Genomic DNA, 14,176 nt, shown 5'->3' with positions numbered 1-14,176 from the left:
GGTCAGAGGACCTTGGCGACCAGGGCGGCCAGCTCGCGCAGGGCCTTGCCACGGTGGCTGACCGCGTCCTTCTCCTGCGGGGTCAGCTCGGCGTTGGTGCGGTCCTGGCCGTCGCCGAGGAAGATCGGGTCGTAGCCGAACCCGCCGTCACCGCGCGGGGCGCGCAGCAGCCGGCCCGCCTGCCGGCCGTCGACCAGATGCTCCTTGCCGCCGGGCAGCACCAGCGCGACGGTGCAGACGAACGAGGCGCCGCGGTGTTCGTCGGGCACGTCGCCGATCTGGTCGAGCACCAGCTGGAGGTTGGCCTGGTCGTCACCGTGCCGCCCGGCCCAGCGGGCGCTGAACACCCCCGGCATCCCGTTGAGCGCGTCGACGGCCAGCCCGGAGTCGTCGGCGATCGTCGGCAGCCCGGTACGCCGGCAGCCCTCCCGAGCCTTGATCAGCGCGTTCTCGCCGAAGGTCAGCCCGGTCTCCGGCAGCTCCGGGTACGCCTCGACGTCGTCCAGCCCGATCAGGGCGATCCGGTGCGCGCCGAGCGCCCCGTCCAGGATGCGCTGCAACTCGATCAGCTTCTTCTGGTTCCGCGTGGCGAGGAGCACCTTGTTCATGCTGAGTCATCCTTCGTTCGCGACTGCGGGGCTCGCAAGCTCACTCCTCGCGCTCACGCGGAGAGAAGAGCCTTCCGCTGGGCTTCGGCAAGGTCCAGACAACCGACCACCGCCAGGTCGAGCAGGGCGTCGAGCTGCTCGCGGGCGAACACACCGGCTTCGCCGGTCCCCTGCACCTCGACGAAGTCGCCGGCGCCGGTGCAGACCACGTTCATGTCGACCTCGGCGGCCACATCCTCGTCGTAGCACAGATCCAGCCGCGGCTCGCCGTTGACCACACCGACGCTCACGGCGGAGACCGAACGGTGCATGACCTTTTCCGGGTTGCCGGCCAGGGCCTTGCGCGCGGCGAGCCAGTTCACCGCGTCGTACAGCGCCACGTAGGCCCCGGTGATCGCGGCGGTGCGGGTACCGCCGTCGGCCTGGAGGACGTCGCAGTCGAGCACGATCGAGTTCTCGCCGAGCGCCTTGAGGTCGATGGCGGCGCGCAGGCTCCGACCAACCAGTCGGGAGATCTCGTGGGTACGCCCACCGACCCGGCCCTTGACGCTCTCCCGGTCCGAACGGGTGTTGGTGGCCCGGGGCAGCATCGCGTACTCCGCGGTGACCCAGCCCAGCCCGGAGCCGCGACGCCAGCGGGGCACCCCCTCGGTGACACTGGCGGTGCACAGCACCCGGGTGCCGCCGAATTCCACCAGCACCGACCCCTCGGGATGGGTGCTCCACCCACGGGTCAGGGTCACCGGTCGAAGTTGGTCGGGTCGCCGCCCGTCAGGTCGCGCCATGCCTGCACCCTATGTGGTGCGCTGATCGAACCGTCCCCGGGTGTCCGCCGCCGTCGGCGCCGGCCCGGTCAGCGGTGGACGTCGACGCGGTGCGCGCGGAGGAACCCGGCGACCGCCGAGGTCCAGCCGAACTGCTCGGCCCGGTGTCGGGCGGCGGCCCGCCGCCGGTCCTCAGGGTGCGCCAGGAGTTGACGGACGGCGTCGGCGATCGTCGACGGGGTGCCGTCGGCGGCGAGCCCGCCCGACCCGATCACCTCGGGCAGGGCGCTGGCCGCGTTGACCACCACCGGGGTGCCGCAGGCCAACGCCTCCAGCCCGGCCAGGCCGAAGGTTTCCACCGGGCCGGGGGCCAGGACCACGTCGGCGCTGGCCAGCAACGCCGCGAGGGCCCGACGGTCGGGCAGGAAGCCGGTGAAGGTGACCGGCAGGTCCGCCGCGCGCCGCAGCAGGGCGGTACGGCGCGGGCCGTCGCCGACCATCACCAGCACCGCCGGTACGCCGGCTTCCCGCAGCTCGGCCAAGGCGTCGATGGCCAGCTCCGGTCGTTTCTCCACGGACAGCCGGGCACAGTGCACCAGCAGCACCTCGGTCGAGTCGGCGTACCGTTCGCGGACCGTCGGGTCGGCCCGGCCGGGATGGAAGGTGTCCAGGTCGACGCCGAGCGGTACGAGGTCGACGTGGGGCACGCCGATGCGGGTGAACTCCTCGGCCGCCCACCGGGTGGTGCAGACGATCCGGTCGTAACGGCGGGCGGTGTCGGCGTTCAGCCGGTCGGCGAGCCGCCGCCCCAGCGCGCCGGGCACGCCCCAGGCACCGAGCAGGCCGGTGAGGGACTCGTGGGAGACCATCACCGACGGCACGCCGTGTGCCCGTGCCCAGTCACCGGTCCAGCGCAGCGTCGACCGGTCGGACACCTCCAGGCGGTCCGGCGCGAGCGTGGTCAGCAGCCGGGACAGTCGACGTCGGTCGGTGAGCAGGCGGTAGCCGCCGCTGAGCGGCAGCGGCGGACCGGCCAGGGTGACCACCCTGCCCCACGGGTGGTGGCGGTCGTCGTCGTGGCGTCCGGGCACGACGAGGACCGGTTCGTGACCGGCTTCCCGGTAGCCCGCGCCCAGTTGCTGCAACGCGGTGCGCAGCCCGCCGGAGGTGCCGGTGACGAAGCTGGCCAGCCGGACGATCCGGAGCGCACCGGTGGGCGTTCCCGCGGCCCGGGTCGCGGCGCCGGCGCCGCTGGTCTGGATCGTGGTGGTGCGGGCCGGGTAGGGGCCGGTCACGACGCCGCCGGCAGGTCGACGACCGGCGTGGTGGCCAGGGCTGCCCGGTAGTGCCCGAGCAGTTCGTCGCCGACCGCCGCCCAGCTGCGTCCGTTCACCGCCGCGCGGGCCGCGAGGCCGTACGCGCGCCGGCGTGACCCGTCGGCGGCCAGCGCGGCCACCGCGTCGGCGATCGCCGTCTGGTCACCGGGGGGCACCAGGACGCCGGTCTCGCCCGGCGTGACCAGGTCGAGCGGCCCGCCGCTGGCGGGCGCGACCACGGGCACGCCGCTGGCCAGCGCCTCCTGGACGGTCTGGCCGAAGGTCTCGTGCGGACCGGTGTGCACGAACAGGTCGAGACTGGCGTAGAGGCGGGCCAGGGCCTCGCCCTGCTGGACGCCGAGGAAACGCACCCCGGGCAGATCCCGTTCGAGCTGACGGCGGGCCGGGCCGTCACCGGCGACCACGACCCGGACGCCGGGCAGTCGGGCGGTGGCGGCGAGCAGTTCGACCCGCTTCTCCGGGGCGAGCCGCCCGACGTACCCCACCAGTATTTCGCCGTCGGGTGCGAAGGCCCGACGCAGGCTCGGACAACGCTTGTCAGGGTGGAAACGCTCGGCGTCGACGCCCCGGCGCCACAGCCACACCCGCTGCACACCGTGCGCGGCGAGGTCGGCGGCGGCCCGGGTGGAGGGGGCAAGCGTGCGCCGCGCCGAATTGTGGATCTCGCGCAGCCGCCGCCAGGCCGCGGTCTCACCCCAACCGACCCGGTACGCCCGGGCGTAGGCGGCCACGTCGGTCTGGTAGACGGCGACCGTGGGCAGCCCGTGCCGGGTCGCCAGCACCGCCGCCCGAGCGCCGAGGATGAACGGGCTGGCCAGATGCACGACGTCGGGCGCATGCTCCAGCAGCACCCCGGCCAACCGGTTGTTCGTCGGTACGCCGAGCCGGAAGCCCTGGTAGCGGGGCAACGGCACGCTCGGGATGCGGACGACCGGGTACGGGTAGCGGTCGGCGTCACGACGCCGCGTCCCCGGCGGCGCGGGGGCGATCACCAGCGGCTCGTGGCCGCGTTTGACGAGGTGCTCGGCCGCCCGCACGACCGAGTGTGCGACTCCATTGACGTCCGGCGGGAACGACTCGGTCACGATGGCGATCCGCATGCCTCTCACCGTGGTGGTGGCAGCGAAGGTCCAGGAGACGTCAGGTTGACCGGCCGGCGAACACTACGGCACGAACCCGCGCCCGACGGATCGGCGGGTCAGACGTCGTAGCTGGCGCCGGGCCGGACCACTTCCAGCGGGCCGGCGTACGCGGCGGAGGCGGCGGCCACGGTGAGCGCCTCGCTGCCCCAGGCGGGGACCAGGTGGGTCAACAACAGCCGTCCGACGTTGGCCTTGGCCGCCGCCTCGCCCGCTTCGCCTCCGGTGAGGTGCAGGTCCGGCGGGTTGTCCACGCCGTCGAGGTAGCTGGCCTCGCAGAGGAAGACGTCGGCGTTCTGGGCCAGCCGCAGCAGCGCCTCGCAGGGGGCGGTGTCCGACGAGTAGCAGAGCACCCGACCACCGTGCTCCAGCCGTACGCCGTAGGTCTCCACGGGATGCAGCACCCGGTCGACGGTGACGGTGAACGGGCCGATCGGGAAGGTGCCGGGCTGCAGCGCGTAGAACTGGTAGACGTCCTCGACGGTGCTGTCCTCCTGCCCGTACGCGGTGGCGAGCCGGTCCGGAGCACCGGCTGGCGCGTAGACCGGCAACGGCGGATACGGCCCGTCCGGGGCGTACCGCCGCACGACCACGTAGGTCGCGGCGTCGAGGATGTGGTCGCAGTGCAGATGGGTCAGGAGGATGGCGTCCGGGGCGTGCAGCCCGGCGTAACGCTGAAGGGTCGACAGTGAGCCCGAGCCGAAGTCGACCAGGAGCCGGAAGTCCTCGGCCTCGACCAGATAGGCCGAACAGGGGGACTCGGGTCCGGGGAAGCTGCCCGCACAGCCCAGGACGGTCAGTCGCATCGAGTTGTCTCGCTGTCACGGTAGGTAGTGATCGTGCCGGCCGCCGCTCCGGCGGTGATCACTACCGACGCGTACGCCACGCTGCGCAGCCTACGCCCGCGCACGCAAGGGCAAGAATGATCTGCTGGAAGTTGTCATCAACGTGACACCGGTTTCGCCCGTCCGATCGACCATCGGGTCACCGGAGTGGCCGGTCCGGACGAACCGACGCGCCGAGGGCCACCGGCATCGCGCCGGTGGCCCTCGTCACTTGTCGATCGCGTCGCAGGTCAGGCCCAGAGCTGGCCCTCCAGCGCCTCCTCGGCGTCGGAGAGCGTCCCACCGTACGCCCCGGTGCTCAGGTACTTCCAGCCGCCGTCACTGACCACGAACGCCACGTCGGCGCGACGGCCGGCACGCACCGCCTCGTGCGCCACGGCCAACGCGGCGTGCAGGACCGCGCCCGTGGAGAAGCCCACGAACAGCCCCTCGACCTCGACCAGCTGCCGGGTACGCAGCACCGCGTCCCGGGTGCCGACGGAGAACCGCCGGGTCAGCACGGTCGCGTCGTAGAGCTCGGGGACGTACCCCTCGTCGATGTTGCGCAGCCCGTATACCAGCTCGCCGTAGCGCGGCTCGGCGGCGACGATCTGGATGCCGTCGACCTTCTCGCGCAGGTAGCGTCCGGTGCCCATCAGGGTCCCGGTGGTACCCAGCCCGGCCACGAAGTGGGTGATGGTCGGCAGGTCGTGCAGCAGCTCGGGCCCGGTCGTCTCGTAGTGCGCCCGGGCGTTCGCCTCGTTGCCGTACTGGAAGAGCATCACCCAGTCCGGATGCTCGGTGGCGATCTGCTTGGCAGTGGCCACCGCCTGGTTGGAACCGCCCGCCGCCGGCGAGAAAATGATCTCAGCGCCGTACATCCGGAGCAGTTGCACCCGCTCGGTGGAGACGTTCTCGGGCATCACGCAGACCAGGCGGTAGCCGCGCAGCTTGGCCACCATGGCCAGGGAGATGCCGGTGTTGCCGCTGGTCGGCTCCAGGATGGTGTCGCCGGGCCGGAGCCGGCCGGCGGCCTCCGCGGCCCGGACCATGAACAGGGCGGCCCGGTCCTTGACGCTGCCGGTCGGGTTGCGGTCCTCGAGCTTCGCCCACAGCCGCACCGGCGGTGCGCCCTCGGGCACCGTCGGCGACAGTCGGGGCAGCCCCACCAACGGGGTCCCACCGCAGGCGTCCAGGAGGCTGTCGTACCGCGCCATCGCGGCCGCCTCAGCTCACGGCGACGCGCGCCGGGTGTCCGCTCGCGGCGGCGGGCTGCGCGATCGCGGCGGCGCTGTGCTGGGCGATCGCCGCGGCGGCGGCGAAGCCGAACGCGCCGCCGGCCACCGCGGGCAGGATGGTCACGCTGTCGCCGTCGTTGAGCTTGGCGTCCAGCGCGCCGAGGAAGCGGACGTCCTCGTCGTTGACGTAGACGTTGACGAATCGGTGCAGCGCGCCGGCCTCGGTGACCAGCCGGCCGCGCAGCCCGCCGTGCCGGGAGTCCAGGTCGGTGAGCAGGTCGTCCAGCGTGTCACCGCTGCCCTCGACGACCTTCGCGCCGCCGGTGTAGCTGCGCAGGATGGTGGGGATGCGAACCTCGATGGCCATGGTGTCGTACTCCTCGATCGGGTGTGCTCGGTGACGGGAAAGGGTGTGCGGGGGCTGAAGGAGATCAGCGGCCCGAACACTCGTAGTCGACCGTCGCCGGGCTCTGCCCGAACATGTAGGACTGCACGGCGTGCGGATCCACCCCGGCGTCGAGGATCCGCACCGGCTCCTCGGTCACCACGCCGTCCACGATGCGGAAGGAGCGGATCTCCTCCGTGTCGGGCTCGCGGGTGGAGACGAGCAGATAGTGCGCGCCGGGCTCACCGGCGAAGGAGATGTCCGTGCGTGACGGGTACGCCTCGGTGGCGGTGTGCGAGTGGTAGATGACCACCGGTTCCTCATCCCGGTCGTCCATCTCGCGCCACACCCGCAGCTGCTCCATCGAGTCGAACTCGTAGAAGGTCATCGAACGGGCGGCGTTCTCCATGGGGATGTGCCGGGTCGGCGTGTCCTTGCCGACGGGACCGGCGACCACGCCGCAGGCCTCGTCGGGGTGGTCCCGACGGGCGTGGGCGACGATCGCGTCGACGATCGACCGGTCGATGCTCAGCACGTCGCCAAGGGTAGCGCCCGACCACCGCCATCCGCGAGGCGGTGCCGGTCACAGTCAGTCGATCAAGGCGTTGAGCAGGGACTCCTGGAGATAACCGAGATACGCGTAGACCGAAAGCTGGAACACCCGGCTGGAGCTCGGGTCGTCGGCGACCGCGTCGTCGAGTTCCGCGCCGAGGTCCGTCCCGTCCTTGATCTCCAGCCGCACGCCCATCGCCAGCCGAGCGTCGTTGAGCGCCCGCAACCACGCCTCCGCCGCCTCGGCGTCCAGGCGTACCTCCCCGCCACTGTCGCCGGGCAGCGCGGCCAGGATCGCGCCAGCCTGATCGATCTTCGCGGTCTTCAGGTCGCCCTCGGTGTAGCGGCGGAACTCGGCGGTGCCCGCCGAGTCGTCGGGGTAGGCCTCCGGGAAGAGCCGACAGACCACCGGGTCGGAGTGGTCGAAGCCGTCGGTGAGCAGGCCCACCACCTCGGAGGCGACCTTTCGGAGGACCCGCACCTCGTCCACGGCGAAGGTGGCGACGTACCGGTCGCCCCGGCGGCGGAACATGCTCACGACCGCTCCACCGTCGCCCAGAGGCCGTACGCGTGCAGCTGCGACGCGTCGTGCTCCATGCGTTCCCGGGCCCCGCTGGAGACCACGGCCTTCCCCTTGTGGTGCACGTCCAACATGAGCTGCTCGGCCTTCTCCCGGCTGTATCCGAAGAGCTTCTGGAACACCCAGGTCACGTAGGTCATCAGGTTGACCGGGTCGTCCCACACGATCGTCACCCACGGCCGGTCGGGTGCCGGCACCTCATCGGTGTCCGGGGTCTCGACCGGTGCAACCTGCGGAGCTGCCATGCCCCCCATCGTGCCACCGGATCCGGGGAACCGAGGAACCGGAACGCCGGACCGGCCCGGATCGCCACCCACGGCCGCGCCCTCACCACGGCCGGTCGCGCTCAGGACGTGCGGAGGCACCCCGCCGGCACCGCCGGAAGGGTGGCTGGCGGCCCGGTCAGGCGAGCAGGATGCCGTGTTCGGCAGCATCTGACAGCACCGTGCCGAGCGAGAGGCGGACCGCCTCGAACCGTCGCGCGACCTCCCGCGACAGCTCCAGCTCGATCTCCCGCAACGCCCGCTGGGCCCAGGCCCGCGCCGCGCTCGGGTCGTTGTTGCCGGGTGCCCGCCAGTGCTGCCAGCAGCCACCCGACAGCGCCACGGCCACCGGCGGGAGAACCGCCGTGCGGGCTGGCGCCGGATAGGCGGACAGCATGTCGATCGCCGCGGCGTCGGTGAGTGAGGCGACGCCGGCCGTACTGGTGACCAGGAAGGCCCGCTCCAACTCCTGTCCGGTGGCGTCGTCGACCAGGCCCCAGCGCACCGCCTTGTCGATACGCCGGCGGATCCCCTCGGGCAGCGGCGCACCGAAGAGCCGGCCGGCGGCGTCCTCGACGAGTTCGGCGGCGTGGTGGTCACACTGCTCCGTGGCCAGCAGCGACAGCGCCGCCATCTCCCGGTCGAGCAGTTGGGGCAGACCGGCACAGCCGACGCCGAAGACGATCTCCTGCACCACCCGCATGTGCATGTTGGCCAGTTCCAGGGCGAGGTGCTGGCGGATGCGCCGGGCGGCGTTGCGCGCCTGCCGGTCGAGCTGTTCCGACCATTCGACCGGCTCGGCCAGCACCGGCACCCGGCCACGCTCGCCCGGCAACTCGGGTGGCTCCAGGCTGCCGCGGCGCAGTTCCTCCTCGGCGGCCCAGTCCACCAGCGCCCGCCGCACGTCGGCCTCGGCGCCGGCGACCATCGGGAACCAGCGGGCCTCGGCCAGCCCGGGCACGGCGGCGAGCAGTGTGGCCCGGTGCGCCTCGACGGTGACCGCGACCGGATCAACCGCCGGACCTCCGGGCTCCCCCGAACTCCGCACCGCCGCCGTGCCCTCACCGGCCGCCCAACCTTCGGCGCCCGGCGTGACCGCGAAGAAGACCCGGACGGGTGTCCCGGCGATCTCGGACAGCAGGTTCAGCTCTGCGGCGCCGAACGACTGATCCGCCGCGATCACGAACAGGAGTGCGCCGGCCCGGCCCACCGCGTCGAGCAGGACCCCGCAACCGGGCGGACCGAGCGTGGCGATGTCCGGCGTGTCGACCAGCACGAAGCGCTTCAACAAGGGCTGGGGCAGGCTCAGCTCGACCCGCCGCGGCGGCCTGGCCAGCGCCGGCCCGACAGCCGGAAGGTCCGGTCGGTACGAGTGCGGCGTCCGGTAGCCGGGCACGTAGGCGGCCCGGGTCGGCTCGACACTGTGCCGTACCACCAGCCAGCTACCGGCTGGCACGGCGAGCAGGCCGGAGTCCAGTTCGAGCAGCGTGGCGAGCAGGCCGCTCCGCCCGGTGGCCGCAGGCCCGGCCGCGATCACCGCAATCGGCTCGTGGGCATCGGTGCTCGAGACGCCGAGCCGCTCGGGAAAGGGCCGTCGACCGTGCGGTCCGGCCTCGTCGTCGGGCGTGCCGAGGTGGTGGAGCGGGCCCGGCTTCATCAGGCGGCGGCCTCCGAGGCAGGGCGACCGTCAGGCCGGTCGCGGTGAAGTCGGGTGGCGACACCCGGATTCCGGAAGAGTAAGGCTGCCGGCGTCGGGAACGGGACAATTGCGATACTCACCGGTAACTCTATGTCTACTCAAGTTCGCCGCCGCGCGCTACCGTCCGAGTGGAAGTTCCATCGATATGCTGCGCGAATGAGTCGGTGGAGCTTCGTGGGCCGGGCTGAGCAACTCGACCGTCTCCGGCTGGCGGTGGCCGGCGTCCGCGGCCGGGGAATCCTCTTCACCGGCAGCGCCGGGATCGGCAAGAGCCGGCTGCTGCACGAGGCCGTCGACGCGTTGCCGGGCGAGAAGTACGCGGTCTGGCGGATCGCGGCCAGCGCCACCACCTCCGCGATGGCCTTCGGTGGCGTGGTCCAGGTGCTTCCCGTCGAGCAACCGCAGGGCCTCTCCCCGGCCGGCATCCTACGGTGGGCCGTCGACGTGTTGCAGCAACAGGCCGCCGGCCGGCGGATCGTGCTCGCGGTCGACGACGCCCACCTGCTCGACCCGCCGTCGGCCGCGCTGGTGCACCTGGTGGCCCGGGCGGAGAACGCCTCGGTGGTCGGCACCCTGCGTGACGGGGAGCAGATCCCGCTGCCGATCCGGGCACTGTGGACGGACGGCCTGGTCGAGCGGGCCGAGCTGGGGCCGATGACGCCGGACGAGACGGCCGGCCTACTCACCGCCATCGTCGGCGGCCAGGTGGACAGCGGCTCCACCGACCGGCTGGGGCGGCTCAGCGCCGGCAACCCGCTGCTGCTGCGCGAGCTGGTGCACGCCGCCACCAACAGCGGCGAACTGGTCGAGAGGTACGGCGTCTGGACCTGGACCGGTCGGCTGGAGCTGGCACCCAGCCTGACCGAGCTGATCGACATCCGGATCGGACAGCTCACCCCGGGCGTGCGGGCGGTGGTCGAGCTGGTCGCGTTCGGCGAGCCGCTCGGTCTACGACTGCTGCACCAGGCCGTGGAGCAGCACGACGTGGAGTACGCCGAGGAACGCGGACTCATCACGATGGTGGAGTCCGACCGGCGGCTCGACGTCCGGCTGGCGCACCCCCTCTACGGCGAGGTGGTACGCCGGCAGTGCCCGGTGAGCCGTACCCGCCGGTTGCAGGCGCACCTGGCGGACCTGTTGGAGCAGGTCGGCAAGCGGCGGCGGGAGGATCTGCTGCGGGTGGCGAGGTGGCGACTGGCCTCGGGCACCGCGCAGGACCCGGCGATGCTGATCGCCGCGGCCGGTGAGGCGTTCGCGCGCTACGACGTACCGCTGGCCACCCGGCTGGCCCGTGCGGCGCTCGACGCCGGTGGCGGGTTCGACGCGGCCGAGCTGCTGGCCACCATCCTGATGTTCGCCGACCGGCCGGCCGAGGCGCTCGGCGTGCTCGACGCCGTCGCCACCGACGCCGGCCAGGAGGAGCGGCTCAGCCGGTGGCTGACGGTCCGCGGGATGGTCAGCTACTGGGGGCTGAGCCAGGCGTCCACCGTGGAGGAGATCGCCGCCGAGGGCACGAAACTGACCGACTCCGCCGCTCAGGCCCGGGCTCGCGCCTTCGAGGCGATCATGCGGCTGCACCGGTTGGACGCACCCGCCGCGCTACGGCTCGCCCAGGGTGTGCTCGACCGGCCGGCGGCCAGCGTCGCCGCCCGCGAGCTGGCCCGCTGCACGATCGCCCACCTGCAGGCGGTGCAGGGGCAGTTCAGCCGCAGCGCCGCAGCGGTGGACCTGGTGCAAGCGAAGGTGGCCAGCTGGCGGGCGGACATGCCGTACCTGCAACTGGCGGTGGAGCTGGCCCGGGGGACCCGGTTGGCACTCTCGGGTGATCTCGACGGCATCGACGCACTGGTCGCCGACGAGTTCGCCGACCTCGCTGACGCGGGCGATTTCCGGCTCGGCACCGGCTACCTGGCGGTCCTGCGGTCGTACGCGGCTCGCCTGCGCGGACGCAGCGACACCGCGTTGCAGGCGGCGCTCAGCGCCTGCGCGGTGCTGGCGACCAGCCGGGTCTACGCGGGGCTGGCCCAGTCGGAGCGGGCCCAGGCCGCCGCGCTGCGCGGCGACGCCCGGCAGGCGGCCGAGGCGATGGCCGAAGCCGACCGCCTCCACTCGCCCAGCATGGGCGTGCTGTACCCGTGGCTGGAGCAGGCCCGAGTGGCGACGCTGGCCGCCGGCGGCGACCTGCCCACGGCGGTGAGCAAACTCCACGGCCTGGTGGATCGGCTGCGTGCCGACGGCTTCGCCGGGCACGAGGCGCTGGTGCTGCACGACCTGGTGCGGCTGGGCCAGGCTGCGGCACCGACCGGCCCGAGGTGTTCCGACGGCAGCCGCCGCACCGTGGCGCAGCGGTTGACCGAGCTGTCGGAACAGGTCGACGGCGAGCTGCCGCCGCTGCTGGCCCGGCACGCCCGAGCGGCGGCCGACGGCCTGCCGGAGGGCCTGCTCAGTGCCGCCGACTGCTTCGCGGAGCGCGGGCTCGACCTGCTGGCGGCCGAGGCCGCTGCCGGCGCGGTGCAGCTGCTGCGGCAGCGCCGCTCCCCCGAGGTGGCGCACGCCCGTCAGCGGCTTGGCGCGCTGCTCGCCTGCTGTGACATGGTGCACACGCCGGCGCTGCAGGCGGCCACCCCGACGTTGACCGACCGGGAGTGGCAGGTGGCTCGGCTCGCGGTGGACGGTGGCACCAGCCGCGCCATCGCCGAGCAGCTGTTTCTCTCCGCCCGCACGGTGGAGAACCACCTGCAACGCGTGTACAGCAAGCTCGGGGTGACCAGCCGCGCGGAGCTCAAGACGGCCCTGCGTACGATCCCGGGGCACGACGGCACGGCGGCGACGTGAACCCTAGTCTGTGGGAGTGCACACCCTTCGTCCCGCGCTGCTGACCGACCACTACGAGCTGACCATGGTCAGTGCCGCCCTACGGGACGGCACGGCCGACCGGCGCTGCGTGTTCGAGGTGTTCAGCCGTCGACTGCCCACCGGACGCCGGTACGGTGTGGTCGCCGGCACCGCACGCCTGATCGACCTGATCCGCGAGTTCCGGTTCGACCCGGCCGACATCGAGTTCCTGCGCCGCGCCGGGGTGGTCGACGAGCCGGGCGCCGAGTGGCTGTCCCGCTACCGGTTCACCGGCGACGTCGACGGGTACGCCGAGGGTGAGCTCTTCTTCCCCGGCTCGCCGATCCTGACCGTCTCCGGCAGCTTCGCCGAATGCGTGGTGCTGGAGACGTTGGTGCTCTCGGTGCTCAACCACGACTGCGCGGTGGCCGCCGCCGCAGCGCGGATGGTCACCGCCGCCCGTGGCCGGGCACTGATCGAGATGGGGTCACGGCGGGCACACGAGGAGGCGGCGGTCGCGGCGGCCCGGGCGGCCTACCTGGCCGGTTTCCGGTTCACCTCCAACCTGGCCGCCGGCCAGCGGTACGGCATTCCCACCGCCGGCACCGCCGCGCACGCCTTCACCCTGCTGCACGACGACGAGCGGGCGGCGTTCGCCTCGCAGGTCGCCACGCTGGGCAAGGAGACCACGCTGCTGGTCGACACGTACGACATCAGCCAGGGCATCCGTACTGCGATCGAGGTGGCCGGCCCGGAGCTGCGGGCGGTCCGGATCGACTCCGGCGACCTGGCCGTGATCGCCCAGCAGTCCCGGCAGTTGCTGGACTCCCTCGGCGCCACCGAAACCAAGATCATCGTCTCCGGCGACCTCGACGAGTACGCCATCGCCGCGCTGGCCGCCGAGCCGGTGGACATGTACGGCGCCGGGACCGCCGTGGTGACCGGCTCCGGCGCGCCCACCGCCGGACTGGTCTACAAGCTGGTCGAGGTCGAGGGCCGCCCGGTGGTCAAGCGATCCGAGCAGAAGGCCACCATCGGCGGTCGCAAGGTCGCCGTCCGCCGGCACAAGCCGACCGGCACCGCCATCGAGGAGGTCGTCGTGCCGCAGGGGGTGCCGGACCACCGCGCCAACGACCGGCTGCTGCAACGGTCGTACGTCGTCGACGGCGAGCCGGTGGTCCTGCCGCCCCTCGACGAGTCGCGGGAGCACCTGCGGCAGTGCCTGATCTCGATCCCGTGGGAGGGGCTCAAGCTCTCCGCGGGCGACCCTGCCATCCCGGTCACCGTCGTACCCGCCGAGTGAGAGGAGTGGAACCGGTGAGCAGCGCGCTGATCATCGTGGACGTGCAGAAGGACTTCTGTGAAGGTGGCTCGCTGGCCGTGGCCGGCGGGGCCGGCGTCGCGGCCGGCATCTCCCGGCTGCTGGCCACCGAGCCGGACCGTTGGGATCACGTCGTGGCGACGAAGGACTACCACATCGACCCGGGCACGCACTTCGCCGACTCGCCGGACTACGTGAGCACCTGGCCCCGGCACTGCGTCGTCGGCACCCCCGGCTCCGAGTTCCACCCCGAGCTGGCCACCGACCGGATCGAGGCGATCTTTCACAAGGGCGAGTACGCTGCCGCCTACTCCGGGTTCGAGGGGCACGCCGAGGACGGCGAGGGCCTGGCCGACTGGCTGCGGAGCCGCGGCGTGGCGCGGGTCGACGTGGTCGGCATCGCCACCGACCACTGCGTCCGGGCCACCGCGCTGGACGCCGCCCGGGAGGGCTTCGCCACCACCGTGCTGCTGGACCTGACGGCTGCCGTCGCGCCGGACACCACCGATGTGGCGCTGCGTGCCTTCGACGGAGCCGGGATCACCATGCTCGGGTCGCCTGTGATCAGAGCCGCATGAGCCGGTAATTCGTTGGCAGCTGTCGTACCGCCCGTCAAGGATGTCCGGCGGAG

Annotated in this window: 14 protein-coding genes; 3 read left to right on the top strand and 11 right to left on the bottom strand. The window is 72.7% G+C overall.

The window, feature by feature from the left end:
• Positions 1-2: 2 nt before the first annotated feature.
• The 11 genes from rdgB to SM447_RS00710 form a co-directional block, all read right to left on the bottom strand.
• Positions 3-608, bottom strand: a complete 606-nt coding sequence (gene rdgB / locus SM447_RS00760) for an RdgB/HAM1 family non-canonical purine NTP pyrophosphatase (RefSeq protein WP_474570759.1) — start codon at positions 606-608, stop codon at positions 3-5.
• 53 nt (positions 609-661) lie between these two features.
• Positions 662-1,393 carry a ribonuclease PH gene (gene rph / locus SM447_RS00755; RefSeq protein WP_474570758.1) on the bottom strand — a complete coding sequence of 244 codons (732 nt, stop codon included), beginning with the start codon at positions 1,391-1,393 and terminating at the stop codon, positions 662-664.
• A 68-nt stretch (positions 1,394-1,461) separates the two neighbouring features.
• Positions 1,462-2,571 carry a glycosyltransferase gene (locus SM447_RS00750; RefSeq protein WP_474571220.1) on the bottom strand — a complete coding sequence of 370 codons (1,110 nt, stop codon included), beginning with the start codon at positions 2,569-2,571 and terminating at the stop codon, positions 1,462-1,464.
• Positions 2,572-2,663: 92 nt separating this feature from the next.
• Complete coding sequence (locus SM447_RS00745) at positions 2,664-3,809, bottom strand: glycosyltransferase family 4 protein (protein ID WP_474570757.1); 1,146 nt, start codon at positions 3,807-3,809, stop codon at positions 2,664-2,666.
• 98 nt (positions 3,810-3,907) lie between these two features.
• On the bottom strand, positions 3,908-4,654 hold the full coding sequence (locus SM447_RS00740) for an MBL fold metallo-hydrolase (RefSeq protein WP_203997800.1): 747 nt from the start codon (positions 4,652-4,654) through the stop codon (positions 3,908-3,910).
• A 269-nt stretch (positions 4,655-4,923) separates the two neighbouring features.
• Positions 4,924-5,889, bottom strand: coding sequence for a PLP-dependent cysteine synthase family protein (locus SM447_RS00735; RefSeq protein WP_474570756.1), 966 nt, complete (start codon positions 5,887-5,889; stop codon positions 4,924-4,926).
• A 10-nt stretch (positions 5,890-5,899) separates the two neighbouring features.
• Positions 5,900-6,277 carry a MoaD family protein gene (locus SM447_RS00730; RefSeq protein ID WP_474570755.1) on the bottom strand — a complete coding sequence of 126 codons (378 nt, stop codon included), beginning with the start codon at positions 6,275-6,277 and terminating at the stop codon, positions 5,900-5,902.
• A 64-nt stretch (positions 6,278-6,341) separates the two neighbouring features.
• Entirely contained in the window at positions 6,342-6,830 is a 489-nt protein-coding gene (locus tag SM447_RS00725) for a M67 family metallopeptidase (RefSeq protein ID WP_474570754.1), read from the bottom strand.
• 54 nt (positions 6,831-6,884) lie between these two features.
• Positions 6,885-7,379: a DUF2017 domain-containing protein gene (locus tag SM447_RS00720; RefSeq protein WP_474571219.1), complete on the bottom strand. Its 495-nt coding sequence runs from the start codon at positions 7,377-7,379 to the stop codon at positions 6,885-6,887.
• Positions 7,380-7,381: 2 nt separating this feature from the next.
• Entirely contained in the window at positions 7,382-7,672 is a 291-nt protein-coding gene (gene clpS, locus SM447_RS00715; protein ID WP_474570753.1) for an ATP-dependent Clp protease adapter ClpS, read from the bottom strand.
• A gap of 157 nt (positions 7,673-7,829) precedes the next feature.
• The gene (locus SM447_RS00710) at positions 7,830-9,347 is read right to left on the bottom strand and encodes a P-loop NTPase family protein (RefSeq protein WP_474570752.1); all 1,518 of its coding nucleotides are present in this window, start codon (positions 9,345-9,347) and stop codon (positions 7,830-7,832) included.
• 198 nt (positions 9,348-9,545) lie between these two features.
• On the opposite strand from SM447_RS00710, the gene SM447_RS00705 reads away from it, so the two are divergent.
• Genes SM447_RS00705 through SM447_RS00695 form a run of 3 tightly spaced genes read left to right on the top strand, consistent with a single transcriptional unit; the run spans position 9,546 to position 14,123 of the window.
• Positions 9,546-12,224: a LuxR C-terminal-related transcriptional regulator gene (locus SM447_RS00705; RefSeq protein WP_474570751.1), complete on the top strand. Its 2,679-nt coding sequence runs from the start codon at positions 9,546-9,548 to the stop codon at positions 12,222-12,224.
• A 16-nt stretch (positions 12,225-12,240) separates the two neighbouring features.
• Positions 12,241-13,527: a nicotinate phosphoribosyltransferase gene (locus SM447_RS00700; RefSeq protein ID WP_474570750.1), complete on the top strand. Its 1,287-nt coding sequence runs from the start codon at positions 12,241-12,243 to the stop codon at positions 13,525-13,527.
• Between the two features lie 14 nt (positions 13,528-13,541).
• A complete protein-coding gene (locus SM447_RS00695) occupies positions 13,542-14,123 on the top strand; it encodes an isochorismatase family protein (protein ID WP_474570749.1) in 582 nt (193 codons plus the stop codon).
• The last annotated feature ends 53 nt before the right edge of the window (positions 14,124-14,176 follow it).

This window comes from Micromonospora aridisoli (assembly GCF_056150025.1).
Note: the sequence above shows the minus strand (reverse complement) of the source record. Positions and strands in the feature narration are given on the sequence as shown.

What these genes read in the sequence shown, in the direction of transcription:
- SM447_RS00735 (WP_474570756.1), bottom strand. Translation starts at nt 5,889, where the DNA reads ATGGCGCGGTACGACAGCCTCCTGGACGCCTGCGGTGGGACCCCGTTG.
- SM447_RS00705 (WP_474570751.1), top strand. Translation starts at nt 9,546, where the DNA reads ATGAGTCGGTGGAGCTTCGTGGGCCGGGCTGAGCAACTCGACCGTCTC.
- rdgB (WP_474570759.1), bottom strand. Translation starts at nt 608, where the DNA reads ATGAACAAGGTGCTCCTCGCCACGCGGAACCAGAAGAAGCTGATCGAG.
- SM447_RS00730 (WP_474570755.1), bottom strand. Translation starts at nt 6,277, where the DNA reads ATGGCCATCGAGGTTCGCATCCCCACCATCCTGCGCAGCTACACCGGC.
- SM447_RS00740 (WP_203997800.1), bottom strand. Translation starts at nt 4,654, where the DNA reads ATGCGACTGACCGTCCTGGGCTGTGCGGGCAGCTTCCCCGGACCCGAG.
- SM447_RS00745 (WP_474570757.1), bottom strand. Translation starts at nt 3,809, where the DNA reads ATGCGGATCGCCATCGTGACCGAGTCGTTCCCGCCGGACGTCAATGGA.
- clpS (WP_474570753.1), bottom strand. Translation starts at nt 7,672, where the DNA reads ATGGCAGCTCCGCAGGTTGCACCGGTCGAGACCCCGGACACCGATGAG.
- SM447_RS00710 (WP_474570752.1), bottom strand. Translation starts at nt 9,347, where the DNA reads ATGAAGCCGGGCCCGCTCCACCACCTCGGCACGCCCGACGACGAGGCC.
- SM447_RS00720 (WP_474571219.1), bottom strand. Translation starts at nt 7,379, where the DNA reads ATGTTCCGCCGCCGGGGCGACCGGTACGTCGCCACCTTCGCCGTGGAC.
- rph (WP_474570758.1), bottom strand. Translation starts at nt 1,393, where the DNA reads ATGGCGCGACCTGACGGGCGGCGACCCGACCAACTTCGACCGGTGACC.